General features: G+C 43.4%; 23 protein-coding genes and 1 tRNA gene. 8 read left to right on the top strand and 16 right to left on the bottom strand.

The annotated features are described in order from the left end of the window. Window positions 1-52 precede the first annotated feature (52 nt). Window positions 53-128: transfer RNA gene (locus HMPREF9065_RS01880), tRNA-Gly, on the bottom strand. A 98-nt stretch (window positions 129-226) separates the two neighbouring features. Further along, entirely contained in the window at window positions 227-775 is a 549-nt protein-coding gene (gene orn, locus HMPREF9065_RS01885; RefSeq protein WP_021616739.1) for an oligoribonuclease, read from the bottom strand. Window positions 776-847: 72 nt separating this feature from the next. On the opposite strand from orn, the gene rsgA reads away from it, so the two are divergent. From rsgA to crr, 4 genes are all read left to right on the top strand, one after another. After that, window positions 848-1888 carry a small ribosomal subunit biogenesis GTPase RsgA gene (gene rsgA, locus HMPREF9065_RS01890; protein ID WP_021616738.1) on the top strand — a complete coding sequence of 347 codons (1041 nt, stop codon included), beginning with the start codon at window positions 848-850 and terminating at the stop codon, window positions 1886-1888. Between the two features lie 230 nt (window positions 1889-2118). Continuing rightward, a complete protein-coding gene (gene ptsH, locus HMPREF9065_RS01895; RefSeq protein WP_033002691.1) occupies window positions 2119-2376 on the top strand; it encodes a phosphocarrier protein Hpr in 258 nt (85 codons plus the stop codon). Window positions 2377-2515: 139 nt separating this feature from the next. Beyond that, on the top strand, window positions 2516-4243 hold the full coding sequence (gene ptsI / locus HMPREF9065_RS01900; protein ID WP_021616736.1) for a phosphoenolpyruvate-protein phosphotransferase PtsI: 1728 nt from the start codon (window positions 2516-2518) through the stop codon (window positions 4241-4243). A gap of 62 nt (window positions 4244-4305) precedes the next feature. After that, window positions 4306-4806: a PTS glucose transporter subunit IIA gene (gene crr / locus HMPREF9065_RS01905; RefSeq protein ID WP_033002689.1), complete on the top strand. Its 501-nt coding sequence runs from the start codon at window positions 4306-4308 to the stop codon at window positions 4804-4806. A gap of 812 nt (window positions 4807-5618) precedes the next feature. On the opposite strand, the gene argS is transcribed toward crr, so the two are convergent. Continuing rightward, window positions 5619-7352, bottom strand: a complete 1734-nt coding sequence (gene argS / locus HMPREF9065_RS01910; RefSeq protein WP_021616731.1) for an arginine--tRNA ligase — start codon at window positions 7350-7352, stop codon at window positions 5619-5621. An 86-nt stretch (window positions 7353-7438) separates the two neighbouring features. Here argS and HMPREF9065_RS01915 point away from each other — a divergent pair, with 86 nt between their 5' ends. Next, entirely contained in the window at window positions 7439-8026 is a 588-nt protein-coding gene (locus HMPREF9065_RS01915) for a VOC family protein (RefSeq protein ID WP_033002687.1), read from the top strand. 86 nt (window positions 8027-8112) lie between these two features. Next, window positions 8113-8568 carry an outer membrane lipoprotein gene (locus HMPREF9065_RS01920; RefSeq protein ID WP_021616729.1) on the top strand — a complete coding sequence of 152 codons (456 nt, stop codon included), beginning with the start codon at window positions 8113-8115 and terminating at the stop codon, window positions 8566-8568. A gap of 76 nt (window positions 8569-8644) precedes the next feature. Here HMPREF9065_RS01920 and yhbY read toward each other — a convergent pair whose 3' ends face one another. The 13 genes from yhbY to HMPREF9065_RS01985 form a co-directional block, all read right to left on the bottom strand. Next, window positions 8645-8947, bottom strand: coding sequence for a ribosome assembly RNA-binding protein YhbY (gene yhbY, locus HMPREF9065_RS01925; RefSeq protein ID WP_021616728.1), 303 nt, complete (start codon window positions 8945-8947; stop codon window positions 8645-8647). A gap of 102 nt (window positions 8948-9049) precedes the next feature. Continuing rightward, window positions 9050-9361 carry a c-type cytochrome gene (locus HMPREF9065_RS01930; protein WP_021616727.1) on the bottom strand — a complete coding sequence of 104 codons (312 nt, stop codon included), beginning with the start codon at window positions 9359-9361 and terminating at the stop codon, window positions 9050-9052. Window positions 9362-9369: 8 nt separating this feature from the next. Beyond that, a complete protein-coding gene (locus HMPREF9065_RS01935; RefSeq protein ID WP_021616726.1) occupies window positions 9370-9864 on the bottom strand; it encodes a TlpA family protein disulfide reductase in 495 nt (164 codons plus the stop codon). Then, window positions 9854-10525 carry an ABC transporter ATP-binding protein gene (locus tag HMPREF9065_RS01940; protein WP_021616725.1) on the bottom strand — a complete coding sequence of 224 codons (672 nt, stop codon included), beginning with the start codon at window positions 10523-10525 and terminating at the stop codon, window positions 9854-9856. Before HMPREF9065_RS01940 ends, HMPREF9065_RS01935 begins: the two co-directional genes overlap by 11 nt. Before the next feature lies 1 nt (window position 10526). Continuing rightward, a complete protein-coding gene (locus tag HMPREF9065_RS01945) occupies window positions 10527-11666 on the bottom strand; it encodes an ABC transporter permease (protein WP_021616724.1) in 1140 nt (379 codons plus the stop codon). After that, the gene (locus HMPREF9065_RS01950) at window positions 11653-12978 is read right to left on the bottom strand and encodes an ABC transporter permease (RefSeq protein ID WP_021616723.1); all 1326 of its coding nucleotides are present in this window, start codon (window positions 12976-12978) and stop codon (window positions 11653-11655) included. The genes HMPREF9065_RS01945 and HMPREF9065_RS01950 overlap by 14 nt, the downstream gene beginning before the upstream one ends. Before the next feature lie 2 nt (window positions 12979-12980). Then, window positions 12981-14399 (bottom strand): Fe-S-containing protein, encoded by a 1419-nt coding sequence (locus tag HMPREF9065_RS01955; protein ID WP_021616722.1) that lies wholly within the window; start codon window positions 14397-14399, stop codon window positions 12981-12983. 176 nt (window positions 14400-14575) lie between these two features. Further along, window positions 14576-15097, bottom strand: a complete 522-nt coding sequence (locus HMPREF9065_RS01960; RefSeq protein ID WP_006718557.1) for an iron transporter — start codon at window positions 15095-15097, stop codon at window positions 14576-14578. Between the two features lie 42 nt (window positions 15098-15139). Further along, window positions 15140-17047, bottom strand: a complete 1908-nt coding sequence (locus tag HMPREF9065_RS01965; protein ID WP_033002684.1) for an FTR1 family iron permease — start codon at window positions 17045-17047, stop codon at window positions 15140-15142. Window positions 17048-17232: 185 nt separating this feature from the next. After that, window positions 17233-17940 (bottom strand): LutC/YkgG family protein, encoded by a 708-nt coding sequence (locus HMPREF9065_RS01970; protein WP_021616718.1) that lies wholly within the window; start codon window positions 17938-17940, stop codon window positions 17233-17235. Continuing rightward, on the bottom strand, window positions 17940-19352 hold the full coding sequence (locus HMPREF9065_RS01975) for a LutB/LldF family L-lactate oxidation iron-sulfur protein (protein WP_021616717.1): 1413 nt from the start codon (window positions 19350-19352) through the stop codon (window positions 17940-17942). Before HMPREF9065_RS01975 ends, HMPREF9065_RS01970 begins: the two co-directional genes overlap by 1 nt. A gap of 1 nt (window position 19353) precedes the next feature. Continuing rightward, window positions 19354-20085, bottom strand: coding sequence for a (Fe-S)-binding protein (locus HMPREF9065_RS01980; RefSeq protein WP_021616716.1), 732 nt, complete (start codon window positions 20083-20085; stop codon window positions 19354-19356). Window positions 20086-20182: 97 nt separating this feature from the next. Next, on the bottom strand, window positions 20183-21799 hold the full coding sequence (locus HMPREF9065_RS01985) for a lactate permease LctP family transporter (protein ID WP_255345158.1): 1617 nt from the start codon (window positions 21797-21799) through the stop codon (window positions 20183-20185). Window positions 21800-22071: 272 nt separating this feature from the next. On the opposite strand from HMPREF9065_RS01985, the gene dld reads away from it, so the two are divergent. Continuing rightward, entirely contained in the window at window positions 22072-23763 is a 1692-nt protein-coding gene (gene dld / locus HMPREF9065_RS01990) for a D-lactate dehydrogenase (RefSeq protein ID WP_021616714.1), read from the top strand. A 121-nt stretch (window positions 23764-23884) separates the two neighbouring features. Beyond that, window positions 23885-24901: a zinc transporter permease subunit ZevB gene (gene zevB, locus HMPREF9065_RS01995; protein ID WP_021616713.1), complete on the top strand. Its 1017-nt coding sequence runs from the start codon at window positions 23885-23887 to the stop codon at window positions 24899-24901. The last annotated feature ends 120 nt before the right edge of the window (window positions 24902-25021 follow it).

The raw sequence follows: 25021 nt of genomic DNA, 5'->3' as shown, positions 1-25021 counted from the left end.
AAGGTCGTGCTCTACCAACTGAGCTATTCCCGCAGAGAGTTGATGTTAAGAATGGAGCGGGAAACGAGGCTCGAACTCGCGACCCCGACCTTGGCAAGGTCGTGCTCTACCAACTGAGCTATTCCCGCATTCACATCAAATGAATGAGACGGCATTATACGAATATTTTTAGGCAGTGCAAGCATAAAATCAGGAAAATGATTTACTTGTTTATATATTCGTCGATTTAGTCCATCTTTAAAAAATGTTCGCGATAGTAAGCGAGTTCTTTGATGGATTCGCGAATGTCGTCTAACGCCAAATGGGTGTTTTGTTTACTAAAGCCGTCCAGAATTTCCGGTTTCCAGCGAGCAGCTAATTCTTTTAATGTACTGACATCAAGGTGGCGATAGTGGAAGTAGTCTGCAAGCTCCGGCATATATTTGAAGAGAAAGCGTTTGTCTTGCGCCACACTGTTGCCGCAAATCGGTGAGACCCCTTTGGGAACGTATTTTTTGAGAAAATCCAAGGTTTGTAATTCTGCCGCGCGTTCGGTTAATTTGCTGTTTTTAACACGTTCAACCAGCCCATTGGCGGTGTGGGTTTTTACGCACCAGTCGCTCATTTTATTGAGTAATTCATCAGATTGGTGGACGGCTATAACAGGGCCTTCGGCAAGAATATTTAAATTTTTATCGGTCACAATGGTTGCAATTTCAATAATGCGTTCTTTTTCCGGATCTAAGCCTGTCATTTCAAGATCAATCCAGATCAGATTTTGTTTATCTAATGTCATTATATAAGGTATCCTATGCGAAAATTTTCCTTATTCTAGCGAAAAACGCTATAAAAAACGACCGCACTTTGTATGAGTAAACCCAAATTAACGCAAAATCAAAAACGCCGAATTCAATCCAATAATAATAAGGTATTACATCGCCATCAGAAGAAAGACATTGATTGGCAGGATGATATGCTGGGCGATTCGCAGGAGGGTTTGGTCGTCACGCGCTATGCCCGTCATGCGGATGTGGAAAATGCGCAAGGCGAGATTTTTCGTTGTAACTTGCGTCGCACATTGGCGAGTGTTGTCGTGGGCGATCGCGTGATTTGGCGGCAAGGCAATGAACAATTGCAAGGGGTGAGCGGCGTAATTGAAGGGGTTCATCCGCGTAAAAATGAAATTTCCCGTCCGGATTATTATGACGGCATTAAAGTTATTGCGGCCAATATTGATCGTATTATCATCATTTCTTCCGTATTGCCGAGTTTGTCGCTGAATATTATTGATCGTTATTTGGTGGTGTGCGAAGAAGCCAACATTGAATCCATTATTGTGTTGAATAAAGCCGATATGTTGACGGAAGAACAATGGCAAGACGTGGATTCACAGCTGAAAATTTATCGTGATATTGGCTATCAAACGCTGATGGTTTCCGCGCAGAATAAAAAAAATCTGGAAAAACTGACCGCACTTTTATCGGATGGCGTGTCTATTTTTGTAGGACAATCCGGCGTAGGAAAATCCAGTTTGATTAATGCTGTCTTGCCGGAGGTGGACGCGTTGGTCGGAGAAATTAGTTCAACTTCGGGCCTTGGGCAACACACCACAACTTCCTCCCGTTTGTATCATTTACCGCAAGGTGGCAGTTTAATTGATTCACCGGGTATCCGTGAATTTGGTTTGTGGCATTTGGAAGATGAGCAGATTACAAAAGGTTATCGAGAATTCCAAGCCGTGCTGGGGACTTGTAAGTTTCGTGATTGTAAGCATTTAAATGATCCCGGCTGTGCCTTACGTCAGGCGGTAGAAGAAGGCAAAATCAGTGCTGTTCGCTATGAAAATTATCATCGTTTACTCAGCAGTAAAAAAGAAATGAAATCGCAGCGCCATTTTTCTGTTGAATAAGTCAATGTCAGCCACTTCTTTTGCTCAAAACCTTGTTAAATTTTGGTTAATAAATTAAACTTTGACGTCGTTTTTTTGTGATCCAGTTCAAATTTTTATTGAAATCGCCTTGCGTAATGGAGCGATTATCAGGATACTACGGCGCATTTATTTTAGTCTTTTTAGACAAGATTCCATCAAAATGCTAAATGGACTTATCGGATTCAATTAATTTTTTAGAGGAAACTCATATGTATTCAAAAGATGTTGAAATCACTGCACCTAATGGTTTGCATACGCGTCCGGCAGCACAATTCGTTAAAGAAGCGAAAGCATTTGCTTCTGATATTACGGTTTCTTCAGCCGGTAAAAGTGCCAGTGCAAAAAGTTTGTTTAAATTACAAACGTTGATGCTCACGCAAGGTACCGTGATTACGATTTCTGCAGAAGGTGAGGATGCAGAAAAAGCTGTTGAACATCTTGTGGCATTAATTCCAACCTTAGAATAATAACCAAGCCATGATTTGCGGCAATCTTTCTTTATGATTAAAGAGGCGATGTAGCAGGTCATGGCTTTTGCTTTATTTTAAGAATGATTGATTTTTAATCAATTTGAGTTTTAGGATAGATTTTTTATAGAAGGTAACTATGATTTCAGGAATTCCGGCTTCACCAGGCATTGTTTTTGGTAAAGCACTTGTGCTTAAAGAAGAAAAAATTGTACTGGATATGCAAAAGATTAAAGACAGCCAAGTCGAGGAAGAAATCGCGCGTTTTTACGCAGGACGTGAGGCGGCTGTAGAGCAGTTAAACTCAATTAAAGAGCGTGCTTATCAATCTTTAGGCGAAGAAAAAGCTGCCATCTTCGAAGGGCATTTAATGATTTTGGAAGATGAAGAGCTGGAAGAGGAAATCATTGATTATCTTCGTTCAAATCATGTGAATGCGGCAGTGGCGGCGAATGTGGTGATTGATCAGCAAGTCGCCATTTTGTCGGAAATCGACGATGAGTATTTAAAAGAGCGTGCCGGTGATATTCGTGATATTGGCAATCGCTTAATTAAAAATATCTTAGGCATGCACATCGTTGATTTAGGTGAAATTAATGAAGAGGCGATTTTAGTTGCCTATGATTTAACGCCTTCTGAAACAGCACAGCTAAATTTAGATAAGGTGTTAGGTTTTGTGACGGATATCGGTGGTCGCACATCACATACCTCCATTATGGCGCGTTCCCTTGAATTACCGGCAATTGTTGGGACGAACAATGTTACCGAGTTGGTAAATACCGGTGATTTTTTAATTCTGGATGCGTTAAATAATGTGGTTTATGTCAATCCTTCCCAAGAAGACATTCAGCGTTTAAAAGCATTGCAAGCGAAATTAGCCGATGAGAAAGCTGAGTTGGCGAAGTTAAAAGATTTGCCGGCATTAACGCTAGATGGACACCGTGTGGATGTGGTTGCGAATATCGGTACCATTCGTGATATCGAAGGTGCGGAGCGCAATGGCGCAGAAGGGGTGGGGCTATACCGCACGGAATTCTTGTTTATGGATCGCGATCAACTGCCGACAGAAGAAGAGCAATTTATCGCTTACAAAGACGTCGTGGAAGCCATGAATGGCAATTTGGTGATATTGCGTACCATGGATATTGGTGGTGATAAAGAATTGCCGTATTTGGATTTGCCGAAAGAAATGAATCCATTCCTTGGTTGGCGTGCTATTCGTATTGCGTTAGATCGTCGCGAAATTTTAAATGCGCAATTAAGAGCAGTATTGCGTGCTTCAGCTTACGGTAAGTTAGCGGTAATGTTCCCAATGATTATTTCTGTAGAAGAAATTCGTGAGTTGAAATCCGTCATTGAAGAATTAAAAGTTGAATTACGCAATGAAGGCAAAGATTTTGATGAAAATATCCAAATCGGTGTGATGGTGGAAACGCCATCCGCTGCGGTGAATGCCAAATTCTTAGCGAAAGAAGTGGACTTCTTTAGTATTGGTACAAATGATTTAACCCAATATACGTTAGCCGTAGATCGTGGCAATGAGCTCATTTCTCATTTATATAACCCAATGAGTCCGTCTGTACTGAGTTTAATTAAACAAGTGATTGATGCTTCTCATGCGGAAGGAAAATGGACGGGAATGTGCGGTGAATTAGCCGGCGATGAACGTGCTACTGTCTTGTTGTTAGGAATGGGGCTAGATGAATTTAGTATGAGTGCGATTTCTGTGCCGCGGATTAAGAAATTAATTCGTAACGTTAATTATCAAGACGCAAAATTACTGGCAGAAAAGGCGTTACAACAACCGACTGCGGCAGAAATCGAACGTTTAGTGATTGATTTTTTAGCAGAAAAAGCATTAAATTAAATACAAATTAGGCTTTTTAAGCTAAAATACGACTAAATTTCAAACTTCAGGAGATGATTAAAATGGGTTTATTTGACAAACTATTTGGCTCAAAAGAGAAGAAAGCAGTTGAAGTGGAAATCTATGCACCACTTTCCGGTGAGATCGTGAATATTGAAGATGTGCCGGATGTCGTTTTTTCTGAAAAGATTGTTGGTGATGGCATTGCTATTCGCCCGACCGGCAATAAATTAGTTGCGCCGGTAGATGGTGTGATTGGTAAAATTTTTGAAACTAATCATGCGTTTTCCATGGAATCCAAAGAAGGCGTGGAGTTATTTGTTCACTTTGGTATTGATACCGTAGAATTAAAAGGTGAAGGCTTTACCCGTGTGGCGCAAGAAGGTCAAACCGTTAAACGTGGCGACACAGTGATTGAGTTAGATCTTCCTCTCTTGGAAGCCAAAGCGAAATCCGTATTAACACCGGTAGTGATTTCCAATATGGATGAGATTAATCATCTTGAGAAGAAAACTGGGGAAGTAGTTGCCGGTGATTCCGTGGTGTTGGTTCTAAAAAAATAATAGAGACAGCAAGCTTGTAATAAGCATTTTGCTGATTGCCGATCTTAAGTTTTCTTAAGATCGGCTTTTTTATTATAGCCAGCCAAAGTCCGACTATAAAAACCATACGCTATGCGTATAGATCCAAATAATGCGTAGCGTGCATCTTGATGCACGACCAAACCAAGCACAGAACGAACTAAAGTGCGGTAATTTTTGGAGGTATTTTTTTAACCAACATATTATCAACCGTCAAGCGTGTTATTCATTTCGTGCAACAAGTTGCACGCTACGATTTATGATTTCCTGCGTAGCGTGCATCTTGATGCACGACAGAATCAATCACGGAACGAACTAAAGTGCGGTGATTTTGGCGAGTGTTTTTTCAACCAACGTATTATCAACCGTCAAGCGCGTTATTCATTTCGTGCAACAAGTTGCACGCTACGATTTATGATTTCCTGCGTAGCGTGCATCTTGATGCACGACAGAATCAATCACGGAACGAACTAAAGTGCGGTAATTTTTGGAAGTATTTTTTCAACCAACGTATTATCAACAGTCAAGCGCGTTATTCATTTCGTGCAACAAGTTGCACGCTACGATTTATGATTTCCTGCGTAGCGTGCATCTTGATGCACGACAGAATCAATCACGGAACGAACTAAAGTGCGGTGATTTTGGCGAGTGTTTTTTCAACCAACGTATTATCAACCGTCAAGCGCGTTATTCATTTCGTGCAACAAGTTGCACGCTACGATTTACTAAAATAGTGATATGAAAATAAAACGGTGACCGGTTTTCACAAGCCCCTTTGAGGTTGTTATGTGAGATTACATCTTCTCGACAGTTTTAATACCGAGTAAATCCAATCCTTGTTTTAGCGTTCTTTCTGTTAACAACGCCAGTTTTAAGCGACTGAGTTTTACTTGCTGATCGTCGTTATTCAGAATCGGGCAATGCTCGTAGAAGGAAGAGAATACGCCGGCTAATTCGTATAAATAAGCGCAAAGTACATGCGGTGTACCTTCTTTTCCAACCACTTGAACGGCCTCTTCAAATTGCAATAATTTGATTGCCAAAGCACGTTCTTTTTCATCAGTAATACTTAATTTGGCTTGTTCCACTTCGCTTAGGGCAATTTGGCTACGATTGAAAATCGAACGAATACGGGTGTAGGCATATTGCATATAAGGCGCCGTGTTGCCTTCAAAGCTCAACATATTGTCCCAGTCGAACACATAATCCGTGGTGCGGTTTTTTGATAAGTCCGCATATTTCACCGAACCGATACCAACAGCTTCAATGACATCCGCTTTTTCTTGCTCAGAAAGTGCGGTGGATTTTTGCGAAATTAATACGCCTGCACGTTCAATGGCTTCATCTAATAAATCGGCCAGTTTTACGGTGTCACCACTACGGGTTTTGAACGGTTTACCGTCTTTGCCTAACATCATGCCGAAGTTTTTGTGTTCTAGTTGGAAACTGTCCGGCACATAGCCTGCTTTACGAGTAATCAGCCAAGCTTGTTGCATATGTTGGCTTTGGCGCGTATCGGAGAAGACTAATGCACGGTGAGCTTTTAAGGTTTCGTAACGGTATTTAGCGGCAGCAATGTCAGTGGTGGTGTAAAGGAAACCGCCATCTTTTTTCTGTACAATAACGCCCATTGGGTCGCCGTCTTTATTTTTGAATTCATCCAAATAAACCACTAATGCGCCGTCATCTTCTACGGCCAAGCCTTGTTTTTTCAGATCTTCAACAATGCTCGGCAACATTGGGTTATACAAGCTTTCACCCATCACATCTTTGTCTGTTAAGGTCACGTTGAGACGATCGTAGTTGTGTTGGTTTTGTTGCATGGTGATCTTCACCAGTTTTTGCCACATGGTACGGCAATATTCATCGCCACTTTGTAATTTCACCACATAATTACGGGCTTTCTCGGCAAATACCGGATCTTCGTCATAATGTTTTTTTGCCGCGCGATAAAAGGCTTCTAAATCGCTCAATTCCATTTCGCTGGCATGTTCGTTTTCCATTTTTTCCAAATAGGCAATCAGCATACCGAATTGAGTCCCCCAGTCGCCCACATGGTTAGCGCGGATAACATGGTTACCTAAAAATTCAAGTGTACGTACGACGGCATCACCGATAATGGTTGAACGCAAATGTCCCACGTGCATTTCTTTGGCAACGTTTGGAGAGGAATAGTCCACCACGACCGTTTGTTTTTCCGGATTGTGTACACCTAATTTCGGATCTTGTACAGCGCGGTTGATGTTGTCTGCAAGCCAAGTGTCTTTTAGAAAAATGTTAATAAATCCCGGACCGGCAATTTCCGTTTTTTCTGCAATGTCTTGTAAGTCGGCTTTATCTAACACGTTTTGCGCAAATTCACGTGGGTTTAATCCCAATTTTTTGGCAGCGGGCATGATGCCGTTAGCTTGATAGTCACCAAATTGCACTTTGCCTGATTGGCGAACGAGGGCTTCACATTGTGCGTCGGCACCGGCTGCAATCATCGCCTGTTTAATTTTTTCAGATAAAATAGATTGAATATTCACGGCTGAACCTTAAATTCTTTTGAGGGATAAAAATAACGGATATAATACCGTTCTTTCACTTTTCAGAAAAGCCAAAAAGGAAAATTATGTCGTGTCATTTGCCCCACGAAATGTTTCAAAATCAGACCGCACTTTTGGCTGATTTTCAGGATTTTGAACAAAAAATTCAGGCGTTTGCTGCAGAAATTCATTTAGATCTTAGCCAATATGAAATCGATCATCTGTCATTGCGTGTGAATTCTGATCAGAAAGCCCATGACTGGTTAGCATTATTATTAAACTATGGTTCGGTATTAAGTGATAATGTGGTGAATGGTCGAGTCATTTATTTAATTGCCTTAACGCAACCGTTATACCTTGCCGGACAGGCAATTGAGGTGGTGGAGTTGCCATTTCCGAAGGATAAATTTTATCCACAGGAAAGCTGGGAGCATATTGAAGTGGTGGTGCCGTTTTTAACGGGGGAAAGTGAGGCAGAATGGTTCACCCGTATAAAAAATTTGTTTTTACGGAACCAATCGGCGGAGTTGAAAGTCAAAACGAGCGAACCGAAGGCGGATGGTGAAAAACTGGCCAATTTATCGGTGGCGATCAGTTTTGCAGATAAGCACTGTAATCATGTTTGCATTAAGGTTCATCCATACAGTATTAAACAAATCGTGAGTGCGGTTTGATTGTATGAAACGATTTTACTAAAATGAGTCGCCTCGCTTTATGAATAAGGCGACGTAACAATTAATCCAGTATTTAAGGAGCATTTATGAAAAAAATTGCATTCGCTGTGCTAATGAGCTTAACTCTTGTGGGTTGTGCCAATGAAGACATTTATGGCGGTAACGTCTATTCTGGCGATCAAGCAAAAGAAGCGCGTTCAATTAGCTACGGTACCATTGTTTCCACCCGTCCGGTGAAAATTCAAGCAGATAATCAAGGTGTGCTTGGTACCATTGGTGGCGGCGCTATCGGCGGTATCGCCGGTTCCGGTATCGGTGGCGGTACAGGTCAAGCCATTGCGACGGCGGTAGGCGCGGTTGCCGGTGCGGTCATTGGTAGCAAAGTCGAAGAAAAAGCCAGCCAAGTTAGTGCGCTTGAAATGGTGATTAAGAAAGATGACGGTAAAGAAATCGTTGTGGTGCAAAAAGCCGAAGCGAATCTTGTTCCTGGCGCACGTGTACGCATCGTAGGCGGTTCTCGTTTGAACGTTTCCGCACTTTAATTTGTTTTTCTAAAAAAATCAGCCCTCTTATTTTTAAGGGGCTGATTTTTTATTGCTTGTTTATTTTAAGGTTAAGTTATTTGCGTGGCAGTGAAATTTTATGTTCTTCACTTGGGCGATACAACACTAACACGTGTCCTATCGTTTGCACCTCAGCCGCACCGGTTTCACGCACAATGGCATTGATGATCAGTTGTTTGGTTTCACGATCGGACCCGCTAATTTTCACTTTAATTAACTCATGGTGGTTGAGGGATAAATCAATTTCCGCCAATACCCCTTCGGTTAATCCGTTACCGCCTAACATCACCACCGGGCTTAAATGGTGTGCAAGGCCTTTTAAATACTGTTTTTGTTTGGTTGATAATGTAATCGACATAATAATCTCTTGAAAAAAGGGAGGCGGTGATTCTAAAGCAAAATGCCTATTTTAGCGAATGCATTCCGATGAAAAATAGCGCTAAAATTCACCGCACTTCCATTATTGTTTGAGGGTCTGGATATAACTCGCAACATCTTGCATATCTTGTTCGCTTAATCCTTCTTTCACGCGATTGCCGGGACCTTCAATTTTTCCGCTTTTACGATCTTGAAGTGAGCTAATAATTTTCTCTTGGGAGAACGTATTCACAATTTGAGATTGTCCCATCGCTGATTTTTCAGCTTGTTTTCCGTGGCAAAGTGCACATGAACGGTTAAAAATCTTTTGTCCGTGTTCAATATTGCCTTCCGCATGAACGCTTGAAATTGCACTTAATGCAATAAGAGAGAGTATAGTAGAGTAAATTTTCATGATTTTCCTTAATTGATTTTCGTTGGGGTAAAGAGACGTTGTAGTTCCTCTTCAGGGAGTAAACCCTCGAATTTATATATTACTTTGCCGCTTGGGTCAATCACGAAAGAGGTTGGTGTGCCGACAAGTTGGTAACGTTCTGCCGTAATTTTCATTTGATCTTTAAATATCGGCAAGGTGAGTTGTCGTTTGGTCACAATCGCTTGTGTATCGGCCTTTTCGCCGTCGATATTCATGGCGACGAGTTGCACTTGGTTCGGGTATTTTTCCGCCCATTGCTGCAAGGTTCTTAATTCCGCAATGCAGGCACCGCAGGTTTCCGACCAGAAGTTGATGAGCACGGTTTTGCCCTGCCAGTCGCTTAACGAGGCTTTATTGCCTTGCAGATCGAAGGCGGCAATTTCTGGTGCGGGTTGACCGATTTGCGCGGATTCTTCTTTGCAGGAAACGCTGAAAAAAACGACCGCACTTATCCCCAGAAAACGAAGAAAATTAGCCAGCATTTTTTTCCTCACGCAATAATTTGCCGTGTTGCAAGTAAATAATGCGGTTGGTGAGTTTGCCTAAGTCCGGGTTATGGGTCACCATGACGATCGTACGCCCTTGCCGGTTTAATTCCGTGAGTAAATTCAACACTAAATGCTCATTTGTCTCATCGAGGTTACCTGTCGGTTCATCGGCAAAAATGACCGGTGGCTGGTTCACTAAGGCGCGCGCAATACACACCCGTTGTTGTTCCCCTCCGGAAAGTTGGCTTGGGCGGTGATTCATGCGATGCGCCAAGCCCACTTGATCTAATACTGCTTTGGCGGCGGCTTCATCGACCACGCTGTGATAATGTTGTGCCAGCATCACGTTTTCAAGCGCGGTTAAATAGGGTATGAGGTGAAATTGTTGGAACACCAAGCCGATTTTTTCCGCGCGAAAACGTTGTCTGCCTGTTTCGTCCAGTTGTGCGGCATCCACACCGTCTAAAATCACTTTGCCCTCGGTTGCAGTATCCAAGCCGGTGAGAATATTCATTAATGTGGTTTTACCTGAACCGGAGGCGCCCATGATAGAGACGAATTCACCTTCGGCAATTTGAATATTAATGTCTTCAAGTGCGGTCACTTGGCCGAATCTTTTGTATAAATGCTGTGTTTCAATGACTGGTTTAGCCATGTTATTCCCCTTTTAATACGTTGGCGGTTTGAATCTCTAAAGCGCGGCGGGTCGGTACGATAACCGCGATAAACGCCACTAATAAGGATAAAGTGATGGTAATCGGAATCACCGGCAGGCGCATATCAATATAGGCTTTGAATACGGTTAAGCCGAGCACCTGTGCTAATAGATAGCCGATGATTAAGCCGCATACAATGGCGCAAAGGGCGATAATCAAGGTTTCTGCGCCGATTTGTTTGATGATGTCGCGGCTTTTCGCACCGAGAGCTTTTTGCAACGCAAATTCTTTCGCCCGTTCACCCACAATAGCGATTAAGGTGGTGTTCACGCAAAGGGTAGCTAAAATCAAAATTACCACAGAAATCAAGCCCATCAAGCCTTTGATTTTATCTAAAATTTGCCCTTCGGAGGCGGAGACTTTGCGGATCGGATGAATGTCTAAATCGGGATACTGTTGTTGTAACTGTTGGGCGAATTGATCCACTTGGCCTTGATCGTTTTTGACGTTTAACAATACGTTGGTCGCCAAGTTTTCTTTTTCTAACCAGTTTTGTGCAAAATCCAGGCTCACGATCAACATATTGTCGGTGGCATCGCCCATTTCTACGATGGCTTTAATATTGAACTGGTGTTTATCCACGGAGTTCAGGCTTAACGTGAGTTTATCGCCCACGTTTAAATTAAGCCGTTCCGCGAGAGTTTTTCCGATCATGGCGTTGCGTTCGTCGAAGTTTACCCCGATAGGATTGCCCGTGATTTGCCAATAAGGCGCAAGGGTTTTCATGTCTTCAAACCACACGCCCATTATTACGATTTTCTCCAAATCACTACGTGTCACGCCATATAAATAGGGGCTTGCCGCCGTGATTAAGCCTTTTGGTGCTTGGTCAAGGATCTGTTGCACTTGATCCACTTTGATTAAATTGCCGTTGCTGGGGCCAATATAAAAATTGGCGCCAAAGGTACGCAATTCTTGGCTCATTTTGGTGTTGATATCGAAGTACACTGCGGCCATTGCGGTGACAATGCTTGCGCCCACAGTAAGCGCGGCAAAAATGATGAATACCCGTTGCAAGCGCAGACGCAAGGCGCGTAACACCAAGCGCCAAAACATATTGATAGGTTTATTGTCTGCCATAAAGCACCTCGATAGGATAAAGACGGGCAATACGATGTGCCGGGAACCAAGCGCCGATCACGGCGATTAAGACGGAAATCACCAAGACACAAGGGATCACGACCCACGCAAAGCTGAGTGGCGCACCAAATAATGTGGCACCGATAAAACGTGCTAAGCCCCAACCGGCAATGCAACCTAAGATACCGCCGATTAAGCCGCTGATGATGGCTTCGCAATAAAACAGCAAGACGATTTGCCATTGATAGGCACCGAGCGCTTTCATTAAGCCGATTTCTTTGCTGCGTTCGATAATGGTAGTGGTCATTAATGAGGCAATGCCCATGGCAGCGGCAATCAGGGCGGCAAGGGTGACGACAGCGAGTAATAATTGAATTTTCTCAATGACGACGCCTTCAGAAGCCGCAACTTGCCAAATCGGGCGAACAATCGCGCCGGAAATCGCTTCTTCTAATTGATGGGAAATGGAGGAAACGTAGGCCGTGCAATACCAACGGTCATATTCCTCTGCGGCTAAACCGTCCACATTGGCGCGGGCTTTGCGGGATAAATCATTTTCCGGCACGGTGAGCGCGGAGACTTTAATCGCCTGTACCTTGCTTTCTAATCCAAGTAAATTTTGCACCGCACTTAACGGCAAAATCAATTGTTGTTCTTCTGTGCCACCGGTTTTAACAATGCCTTTTACGATAGCGGTCATGTGTTGTTGCGGTGCGTGTTCTTCCGTCTGATAACTTAAGGTAATCACATCACCGATTTTCCATTGCTGTTGTTTGGCAAGCTGGGCACCGAGTAGGGCAGGAATTTGTTCACCGAAAGCATCAGTAGCATCATCCACCCACTCGCCTTCTACTTGCCAATAAGGACTGATGATTTTTTGCCCGGTGTGGTAATCCTCTTCATCCGGCACAGGAATATTATGATCAAAAAACGTCCCGAGGATGCTCACATCCTTTTCTGCACCATTAGCCACGCTGGCTTTTACCTGCGCACTGAGTAAGGGCGCAAACCCCACAATGTTATTGCGCCAGAAAATGTCTTTCACATTCGGCAGTTCTTTTTCATCTAAGAAATCTTGCGTAGCAAGGGAACTCCGACCGCTGACATCATCCGGCAAAACGGCACTGCTAGCCGGTTCTACCAAAATATTGGCACCGTAAGATTTCAACTCTTTTGCCATTTTGTCGCCAATGTCGATGGACACGGCGAGCAAGGCGGAAATCAAACCGGCAGCGAGGAAAATGGTAACAATGGCAAGAAGCTTGCGTTTTAGCCCATAACGCCAAGATTGAAATAACATACGCGCTAACATGATTATTTTTCCTCCTTGGCGCTTGAGGCTTCATTAGTTTTATTTAAATAGGCTTCCGGATTATCGCGGAACAGATTTAAATTCTTTTCATCCGTGAAGAAATAGGTTCTGCCTTCATGGTTGTATTTGAATTCTGTTTTGGTGTTAGTCAATTTCTTACCATTGACGGGATCCACCACTTCAATTTCAATGATGGTCGTAAAGTAATTCAAGCCATCTTCCAAGTTTTTCTTATTAATAATGACTTCCGTCTCTGTTTGTTTCCAATTATCAATCGGTACCGGATTACAACCGCCCGGTTTACCGATGGAAGGGGTAAACATACGGACGCCACAACCTACGCATACCACTTGGTTGCCTTCCATGACATAACCTTGGTCGCCACATAAAATACAGGCATCAAATACGGCAGCAAGACTGAGTTTGTCAGGCAGACGATTAATAATGAAGAAGCGTACTGCTTTGCCATCGTCGGCAACCCAAAGAAAACGGTGTAATTTGCCGTCTTTTACTTGTTCGATTGGAATGTGTACGTTGTTTTCCGCGTCTAAAGTGACTCTTTGGGCTTCGGAAAGTCGTGGCGGCTGAGACGCGATTCTGTCCCAATAAAGTTGCGTGGCGAGCATAATGAAAATTGCCGTTATGCCATAGCCGATGATCTTGCCGGAAGTGCGTTTGGCGGCAAGGGCTTTGCGTTTTTCGATAGGTTGTTGTTCGTTATTGGCTGTGCGCACGCGTGGTCGATGAATATTTAACGCAAAAATAAGGACGATAATGGCAAGAATAGCCGCATTAATGTAGTTTAAATACGTGGTGATATTGCCGGATTTTGCCACAAAACTTAACCGCACTTTGGTTAGTTCGATGACTTGCAATTTCATCAAAATCAGTAATACATCGCCAAGGAGTGGCGTGACTAAAATGAGGGTGAGTACCGTGGTGAGCAGGAGGCGAAGTGCGGTCGTTTTTTTCGATGTTTTACTTTGCGCAAATAAAATCTCACACCAGCCGGCAACGACTAAACAGAAAATAAAACCGAGTGCAATGGCGCTGATGTGTAATAAGAAATCCGTGTTGATGACATCGGTGCCGGTGATGGCGGCGATGTTGGGATCTTTAGCCCAAAAACTACCGGCTAATACGGCGAGCATGACATGCCAAAGCGTGGTTAAACGTTGCCAATGAATAAATTGAAAAACGTAAGCAAAGAGGAAGATACCGAGGCTAAAAATGGCGAGGGTGAGTTTAACACTTTGCGTATTGGGCAAACTTAATGTGATGACACTGCCGATGATAAACCCGAGAATGGCAAGCCATACCAATTTTTTGCGATTAGCGTGAGGATACGGCGCCCAGCTACACGCCAGTAGTAAAGAAAACGGGAGCAGGGTTTGAATAAGAAAAACAAAGAAATAGTTCATAGCTTACTCTGAAAATTGAAAGAGAGGGTGTCACCTATTTTTAGTCTTTGGCTTCCTCGGTGTTTTGGAGGAAGACACGTTTTAAAAAGTCCTTTCATTATGCGTCAACATAAACAAAAACACCTTGATATGCCTCAAGGTGTTTTATTTTTTGTTTTTGTTAACACCTGAAAGGCTTATTTCAAACCGGTGAATTTGAATTCATAGTTAACATCAAACGGTTTCCACCAGCGACCAACACCAGTTTCTTCATCGGTGTGACGGTGCATACCCGCTTTTGGTGGTGGGTCAATGTGATAGGTTAATTTATAGTTACCCACGCCCATCATTTTGATGTTTGCACCATAGTGAGGACCGTCGCTTGCCACCATTGGCATGAAGGTGCCTTCTTGTTTTTCACCGGTATCGGAGTTTACCAACGTGTATTGGATGGTGAGATAAGGCATCCATTCGCCTTCACCGAAACCATTTTTGTTGCCTTTGGTGGCATGAATATCCGCTTCTAAGTGAATATCGGATTTCGCTGCCGGCAAGCCCATACCACGTGGTTCCATGTCAACCGGTTGTAAATACACGGCGGCAATTTCCATTTCGTTCATGGTGACCGGTTCACCCACAGGGAACTCTTTAAAGCCTAAGGCTGCCGGTGCGGTGATCATGCCGGCTAAAAGTGCGGTGGCGATTAATGTTTTTTTCATACTTAGTTTCTCCTTAACTGAATAAGTATAGCTTGTGCGACATTAAGCAGATTTTCTGCTTTCGTACTTCATATAAATGAATGCAAAAACAGCAGCCACCAACAAGACAGCCTGCGGAACCAATGTTTCTACATAAGGATAGATCCCCAACCATGAAATTTCCGGTACACCGGAGATTAAGGTTGGTTCAAAGAGTTTGCCTTCAATCAGCTCAAGTACACTCTTACCGGCAAACACGAATGCCATTAAATACATGAATGAACCGGTGAACATAAAGAACGGTTTAAGCGGCAATTTCACCACGGTGTAGCGCATAATAAAATAGCAAATGGCCAAAATCACAACACCTACGGCAAAGCCGGCAAAAAGATAAGCGTAACTGACCGCACTTTTGGCATCGCCAACGAGCGCGTAATAAAACAACACGGTTTCTGCGCCTTCACGATATACTGCTAAGAAACTGGTGAGCCATAAGCCAATAAGTGAGCCGGCGGTTAATGCGGTGGAGAGTTTGCCTTCCAAATAACGTTTCCAGTTCTGTGCTTCGACTTTTGAAAGCAACCAATAGCTCATCATGAACAACATTACCACCGCAATCATCATAGTGAAACCTTCCAATAATTCACGGCTGGCACCGGAATTTGAGAAAATGAGTTGGAAGATCACGGCAGTAATGACGCTACCAAGCAATGCCACATAGACGGATTGGCGAATAACCGGCAGTTTGTCTTGATGATTATTTTTCACTAAATACGCCACGATAGCCGCCACGATGAGTAGTGCTTCTAAGCCCTCACGCACGATGATTAATAAGCTGTAGAGGAACATACTCCAGTCGGTTTGTTCTCCACCTTGTAACATGGCGACAGCTTGGCTTAAACCTTGGCTTAATCCTTGCGCTTGTTCTTGCAACTTTTCTTTCTCTGCGCCGGCTTTCATTAAGCTCACCAAACGGGTGAAATAGCCTTCTAATTGGGTTTTGAAATTGCTGTCGCGGGAACCCACTTTGTTTTCCATGCCAGTGCTTTCAAAAATGTCAAAGTAGGTATCTTGCACTGCTAACATGGCTTTTTTGGCTTCGCCTTGCTCGTACAAGCTGATGGCTTGTTGAATACCTGCATTCACTTGTGCACTAACCTGCGACCAGTCTTTGTCCTGCGTGGTATCCGCGATAGTTTGATTAGCCGGCTGTTCCACTTGTGTATCACGGGTGGTTGGTAAGTCAGGCAGTTGCTCTTCAACGTCTTGTAATAACGTCGTGATTTGATAACCGAAATTGCTGATTTGATCCGGTTGCTCGCTCAGTTTGATTAAATCATAAAACTGTTGATTAAGGTTGCCGGAAATGGCAGCGGAACGATTTTGGCGAATGGACATTTCCATTTCGGAATTTTTATACCCATCGTATTGCGCTTGTTGCACCAGTTTTTTGGCGGTTGCGTAATCTTTCGCTTCATACGCCGTCATGGCTTGGGCTAATAAATCATCGATAGTTTTAAAGCTTTTTTGCCAATGCGGGGCGATAGTTTGATTTTCATATACGCCATGTTGCGCGGAGGCGTTAAGTTGATGCCCCTCTTTTAAAGAAGGAAGCACTTCTTGTAACGCAGATTTAAGACCATCGATTTTCGCTTTGACTTGTTCTTGCGACTGGTTTTCACCAATCATTTTACGAATTTCACCAAAGGTGGCTTCCATTTGATAGCTTTTTTGGGCAGAAAAGTTAATGCGAATCGGCCCTTCAAGATTTTCAAACACTTCAAAATAAGCCATTTGGACTTCGGTACGAGCCTCATCGACTTTATTTTCGGCATAAAGTGCGGCGGTTTTATCCAAGCGATTTTCAATGTCTTGTACCCATTGCTGATAGTTATCTTCTGCGTGGGTAAATGCTGAAAACAGAAGCATAAAACTAAAAAGAACAGATTGAGACCAACGGGAAAAACACATGCGCATCTCCTTGATTTACTGCATTTGCCTATAGATATAATTGATAATTATTATCCTCTAATCAATTTTTAGTGCAAGTAAATTCTTGTTTAATCTCTGAGGTAGATCACAAAATGAGCTTTTTTATGGCGCATAAAAAAAGGAAAGTTTGGCAACTTTCCTTTTTATCTCATGGCGAGGATGTTTTAGTTTTGTGCTAAATCATCAATGACAAGATAGATTTTCGCCACTGGGCCATGCACGCCGACCACTTTGATTAATTCAATATCTGCCGTGGAACTTGGACCGGAAATGATATTAATACAAGAAGGCATACGTTCGCCTTGTTGGGCTTTGTCATGTAGGATTTTTGCTAGTTGTGCTACACGGGGTAGTATCTTGCTTTTGCGTACAACGACAATGGATTTCTCCGGTAGTAAGCTCACAGAACGGCCACGTTCAGCTTGGGAAAATAGCACGATACCTCCCGATTCGGTTAAACCATATTCGGCGTAAACAATCCCAATATTGGCTTGTTCCGATTTGGCAATGTTCGCTTCCGCTTGTTCCGGCGACCAAATATGACAAGTGTATTTTTCTTGAACCGCTTCGGTGATGCCCAGTTCTTCTAAACGCGGGTCATCGTTTAACACGATATCGCCGCCACCGTATTTTTCGCAAAGCTCAAGTGCGGTCTGTTTTGCTAACGTTTCTGACGTCACAACCACATCCACCATCATCACTTTGGCGAAGTTTACAAATTCTTCGCAAAGTTCTGCTTGGGTGAGATGGGTCAGGCGTTCTGTTGGGTAAGTATTCACTGGTGTCGCCATCGTTTCCGGCACATTGGCACGTTGTTTACCCATTTTAGCTGCCAATTTATTGAGGAAGTTTTCTCTATTTTGTAAATCCATTAGTTTGATCCTCTGTTGTTAAACCATTGACGGAAACTTTCGCCTTCAGGTGTCGGTAAATCACGGGCTTTTGTCCATTCTGCCAAGGCACCCATTTTAATTGGCGCTTTGCCGTTCTTAATGAGTTTACCCGCTAATTTGGCACCGGTGTTTACACCGATTTTCCATAAGGTTGGATGGGAGTTGGCAAAGCCAAAACCGAAAATGGATAAGCGTTCCAATGCAGGCGTTTTGCCTTGTTCGACCATTTTTTCACGGTGTTTTAAAATCAGTTGGGCTAATGGAATGCGTACCGGGCAAACAGAGTTACAGGCGCTACACAAGGAACAGGCATACGGCAATTCTTTGAATTCGTCATAGCCGCCAAGTAATGGCGAAATCACTGCACCAATTGGGCCCGGATAAATAGAACCATAACCATGGCCACCGATTTGACGGTAAGCCGGGCAAGTATTTAAGCAGGCACCGCAACGAATACAACGTAAAACTTCTTGGAATTCGGAAGCCAGAATATCGGAACGACCGTTATCGACAATAACTAAATGGAATTCTTCCGGGCCATCGGTTTCGCCGGCAAGACGAGGGCCGGTAAGCCAGGTGTTGTAACCGGTTAATCGTGCACCCACCGCACTACGTGCTAGCATGGTAATTAACACGTCCACTTCTTGGAACGTCGGTGCCAAGCGTTCCATCCCCATTACGGCAATGTGGGTTTTAGGAAGGGTGGTGGCTAAACGTAAGTTACCCTCATTTGTGACCAAGCAAACAGAGCCGGTTTCTGCCACAGCAAAGTTACAACCGCTGATGCCGATGTCGGCTTCTAAGAAATCCTGACGAATTTTTTCACGTACGAAACGGGTCATATCTTCCGGCGTTTCCTCACCTTCATAGCCGAGTTTTTCATGTAAATCTTTGCGAATTTGGTGACGATCTTTATGAATCGCCGGTACCACAATATGTGATGGCTTGTCGCCGGAAATTTGCAGTAAATATTCGCCTAAATCGGTTTCAATGACTTGCATGCCTTCGTTTTCTAATACGCCATTTAACCCAATTTCTTCCGTTACCATGGACTTGGATTTCACGATTTTCTTGGCATTTTTTTTCAGCGCAACTTGGCGAATGTATTCGGTGGCTTCTTCAGCCGTTTCGGCAAAATAAACATGCCCACCATTGGCGGTAACTTTTTCGCTTAGTTGGTATAAATAGGCATCAAGGTTTGCTAAAACGTGATTACGGATTTGTTTGGATAAATCACGCCATTCTTCCCAGTGGCCTAACTCATCCACCATTTTTTGGCGGTTTGTGCCGATGGTTTCTTGGGCTTTTACCACCGCTTTGCGCATGATTTCATTATGGACTTCGCGATCAACGCGTGCTTTAAAAGGGAGGTTACTGGTTTTTAAAGACATCTTATTTTCCCTCCTGCATTAATACTTCTGCGATATGCATCACTTTGATTTTGCTGCCTTCACGTTGTAGGCGACCACCAATATTGAGTAAGCAGCTCACGTCCGCCCCAATTAAGTATTCCGGTTCGACTTCCTCAACGTGTTCCACTTTTTCTTTGACCATTTCACCGGAAATTTCCGCCATTTTGACCGAGAACGTGCCACCAAATCCGCAACAGGTTTGTTGATTATGAATAGGCAACAGTTCTAAGCCTTTAACATGTTTGAGTAACTCAATCGGCTCGTTCACAATACCGAGTTTACGGAAAAGACTGCAGGAAGGGTGATAAACGGCGCGACCCGGCAGATGGGCACCGATGTCGGTTACGCCGAGTTTATTGACGATAAAATCCGTTAAGTCATAGAAACGAGCAGCGACTTTTTTGGCACGCTCCGCCCATTCCGGCTCATTGGCGCGAGTGAAGTAATCCGGGTAATTTTTAACGGCATAAACGCAAGAACCGGCAGGGGCGACGATAGGGTAATCGTTGGCTTCAAAAGTTTCGACCAAGTTTTTCATGCCGGGAAGGGCTTGTTTGGTATAGCCGCTGTTTAACGCAGGTTGTCCACAGCAACCTTGTTTTTCTAAAAAGGTCACCTGACAGCCTAACTTTTCCAGTAACAGAACGGTGTTTTTTGCCACACCGCTCTTCACTACGTCGGCAATACAGGTCACGTAGAAATTCACATTCATAGTAATACTCCAATATTCAAAAAGAAAAATCAGTTAAAAAATTAAATGACGACCGCAAAAGTGCGGTCGTTTTTTGAGTTAATTTTATATGTTGCCGCTACAACGTGTATAACAACGGAACTAACAGGGTGGCACAAAGTGCAGCAATAATACCGTAAATCACCATTGGAATGATCGTGGTTTTGATGATGGTGCCTTCTTGATTTTGAATGTTTAATACGGAGGACACGGCAACGATATTATTAATACATACCATGTTACCCATTGCACCACCGACTGATTGTAGTGCCAAGATTAATGCCACGGATAAACCGGTCGTTTCTGCAGTGGATAATTGTACACTACCGAATGTTAGGTTCGATACGGTGTTAGAGCCGGAGAAGAACGCACCGACTGCACCAAGGTAAGAGGAGAAAATCGTCCAGTCATCGCCGGTGACTTCTGCAAAGGTGCGGCCAATAATTTTCACCATAGAATGTTCACCACCCACTAACATTAAGTTCACCATTACTAAGGCACCCATTAAGGCGATAAATGGATTTTTGGATTGTTTCAAGCTGGTGGAAAAAATATCTTTGACTTTGGCACCGGAAACGCCGAATACCGGAATGGCGATTAATACGGTGATAACAAATGGAATTAAGGCCGGTACATAAAGCAATTTATAGCTTGAGGAAACATCCGATCCGAAGATATTTTTTAGGCTGAAGATAAGGCCTTTACTGATTTCGAATGTCCCTAATGAACCTAACGCGGTAGTAAACCAAACGGTGGTATCATTCATCATCGCTTTAAACGGCAGTTGGTGAATACGTGTTACAACTAAAAACGCAATTAACAAACCGGTAGGGAAGAGGGCTTTAACCACTTGACTGGTGGTTACCGCATTGCTATCCAATGTGTTTTCGACTTTTGCTAACCCGATATTGCGATTTGCCGCCCAGACGGAAACAAACAACCCGATTGCGCCGCCCACTAAAGATGGGAATTCATAGTTAAATTGTGCAATCAGTAAATAAGGCACGACGCAAGCAAAGACACTGATATAAATAAAGACCAAGTTTTGGCGAATATCTTTCCAGCTGACGAGTACACGCAATGCCAACAATGGGATAAGCAGGGCTGCCACAGAGTGAATCAGTGCTGTGATGGAGCCGACTTCTAGTACCATGTCTTCAGACAATTTAAGCGGACCAAAACCGAACCATGTTGGTGTGCCGACCGCACCGAAAGACACCGGCACGGAGTTCATAATTAAGGCAAGCATCGCGACTTTTAATGGATTAAAACCTAAGCCCATCAGAATTGGCGCGGCAATGGCGGCTGGCGTACCGAAACCACTGGCGCCTTCAATCATAAAGGCAAACGCCCAACCGATAATCATCAGTTGCGCCACCGGATTTGGGTTAATGTTACCCAACCATTTACGCATAATGTCAGTTGCACCGGAGACTTCACTGAAACGGTTAAATAAAATCGCACCGAAAATAACGGTGATCGGGGTTTGTACAGCAACGATCGCAGACGCGATGTTTGCACTGATCGTGACAATATCCGTATGGAAGTGCAATAAATGCACGACCATCACCAGCACTGCCACCCAAGGTAAAGCAACATAAGACGGTAAGGCATTACGCTTAACCATGAGATAAATGAGTAAAACAATGGGGAATACGCTTAGGAAAAAAGACATATTGGCTCCTGTATCATAAATGGGACATTAAAATATTTGTCGCATTTTATGGAGTAGTCCTAAAAAAAATATACCTATTTTGGGAAAATGTGATCTAGTTATCAAAAAAAGTTAACATTTTTTTAAAATTTGTGATCTCGTTAACTTAATTGTTTCAGCCATGCTGAAAATCTTGCTTTCTAGGCTCAAGTGCGGTCAAAAAAAAGCGTGTTTTTCACTGTCTTGTGGCGTATATTCTGTTATGCTTTTTGCGTTTCTTGACAACATAATTTTTAACATAGGAGTAACAATCGATGACCAGTGCTTCATTAATTAGTCAACTTCGTCAAATTGTCGGCGACAAATATTTGATTACCGACCCAAGCCAATCGGAAGCCTATCGTAGCGGTTATCGTTTTGGGAATGGAAACGCGTTGGCAGTAGTTCGCCCGGGAAATTTAACAGAATTTTGGGCGATTCTTAAAGCGTGTGTGGCAGCCGATGTCATTGTTATCGCCCAAGCCGCCAATACCGGTTTAACCGGCGGTTCTACGCCCGATGGCAATGACTATGATCGCGACATTGTGATTATCAACGCCATGCGCATTTCAGGTATTCAATTAATTAATGATGCACAACAAGTGGTTTGTTTGCCGGGTTCTACGCTAAATGAATTAGAGATCGCTTTAAAACCGCACGGACGCGAACCGCACTCTGTCATCGGTTCTTCCTGTATTGGCGCCTCGGTGATCGGCGGTATTTGTAATAACTCCGGTGGGGCGTTGGTACAACGTGGTCCGGCTTACACAGAAATGGCGCTTTATGCGCAATTAACAGAGCAGGGCGAATTACAACTGGTGAATCACTTAGGCATTGATTTAGGTGAAACGCCGGAAGAAATGTTAGCGAATTTAGAGAACCAACGTTATCAACGCAAAGACATCCAATTAGATTGTGGCAAAGGTCACGACCATGCTTACTGCAACCATGTACGCCAAGTGGATGAAGACAGCCCGGCACGTTTTAATGCGGATCCGGCGCGTCATTATGAGGCGTCCGGTTGTGCAGGGAAATTAGCGATTTTTGCGGTGCGGTTAGATACCTTTGTGGCAGAGAAAAATACGGCGGTATTTTATATTGGCACGAATCAAACAGAGACATTAAATGATCTTCGTCGTCATATGTTGGCGAATTTTAAACAGCTACCGATTTCCGGCGAATATATTCACCGCGATGCGTTTGATGTGGCGGCTAAGTATGGCAAAGATACGTTTTGGGTGATTAAAAAATTTGGTACGCATTGGTTACCGAAATTGTTTGCTTTGAAAGCCAAAGTCGATCGATGGGCGAAAAAAATAGATTTCTTGCCAAACCATCTCAGTGATAAGATGATGCAAACTCTCTCTCGTATTTTGCCGGAACATTTGCCGAAAAAATTGTGGCAATATCGTGATCAATACGAACATCACTTGATTGTTAAAATGGGCGGTGATGGCGTGCAAGAAGCACGAGATTATCTTACCTCTTACTTTAAAGAGGGCAGCAAAGGCGCTTTCTTTGAATGTGATGCTGTAGAAACGCAAGCGGCAATGTTACACCGCTTTGCTGTGGCTTCAGCAGCGATTCGTTATCGTGCGATTCATGAAAAAGAAGTGGAAGACATTGTTGCTCTGGATATTGCATTACGCCGCAATGATCGTGAGTGGTTTGAAACGCTGCCGCCTGAGATCGAGCAAAAAATCAGCCATAAATTGTATTACGGGCATTTTATGTGCCATGTGTTCCATCAGGACTACATTGTCAAAAAAGGCTATGATTGCATGGAATTGGAACATCAAATGCTAGAATTGCTTGATAAGCGTGGCGCACAATACCCGGCGGAACACAACGTGGGGCATTTGTATGAAGCTAAGCCGGAGTTGCGTAAATTCTATAAATCTCTTGATCCGACAAATAGCTTCAATCCGGGGCTGGGGCATACCTCGAAGAAAAAATACTGGGAATAACCCATTGACTAATAAGGGGAAGGCGTATGGTCATTGCCATGCGCCTTTTGAATGTAATATTGCTTGACGGAATTTCCGTCACATAAGGAGAACGAAGTCCTTTTGTTCATCAACCATGTCTATGAAATTACGGCTAGTTTATTTTACTTTTCTTCTTTTTTTAATTTTCTTTCTTGCTTATGCCTTTCCTCGGTTGTTTACTCAGATAGCCGATTGGCAGCGACTGTTTAATCAGTTGATCAGCGATAATTTACACCACATTCAACAACATTCAGTGGCGGCCGGAGTAACGCTCATTACAGCGAGTTTTTTATACGGTGTTATCCATGCGCTGGGACCGGGGCACGGCAAATTCATCATCGCAAGTTATTTATCGACACATGAGAGTCGGTTAAAGCAAAGCATTAAACTCAGTGTCTTTTCCTCCCTTACACAGGGCATTGTGGCGGTGGTGGCGACCTCTGTCGTATTGATCGTGTTGAATCTCTCCTCTCGTTATTTTAAATTAAGTCAGTTGTGGCTGGAGCGAGGCGCATTTTTATTGCTTGCCGGGTTAGGGCTCTATTGGATCTATCAAGGTAGCCGAACACTGAAAAAACCATCGGCAACCCTTTTTCAAATTAATAAACTTACGCCACTTTCTTCTTCACAAACTTCTTCACAAATTTCTTCGCAAAGTGCGGTCAAAAATCACCGCACTTTTTCCACAGAACACGCCCATGCTCCTGTCTGCGCCTGTGGTCATCAGCATTTACCCAATGCTCAACAATTAAAAAAAGCCGAAGATTGGAAATCGCAGTTACTGGTGATTTTAAGCATTGGTATGCGCCCTTGTAGCGGTGCTATCTTTGTGCTTTTTTTATCTTATATGCTGGATATTTACCTATGGGGCGTGGTGGCGACTTTGGCAATGTCATTAGGAACAGGGTTGATGTTGGCGCTTTTTGCGGCGCTTGTAAAATACACGAGACATCTGGCGATCACGCTCGGGAATTGGTACGGCAAAGGTTTTACACGTTATCACAGTGAGGCACTGATGAAACTGGTAGCAGGTGGCATTATGCTGTTCTTTGCGCTAGCTTTGCTTTATGGCACAACATTGCCGATGAGTGGAGGCGCGGTGTTATTTGCGAGATGATAGAAAAACAAAAAGGATTCAGCAGAAAAAAATAAGCCCATAAGGAGGCTATGGGCTCAAAATCTTTTGGAAATTACTGTTTTTATAAAAGGAGACAAATAAAAACGATTGAACCAAAAG

Origin of the sequence: Aggregatibacter sp. oral taxon 458 str. W10330 (assembly GCF_000466335.1) — a bacterium.
Taxonomy (GTDB): Bacteria; Pseudomonadota; Gammaproteobacteria; order Enterobacterales; family Pasteurellaceae; genus Aggregatibacter.
Note: the sequence above shows the minus strand (reverse complement) of the source record. Positions and strands in the feature narration are given on the sequence as shown.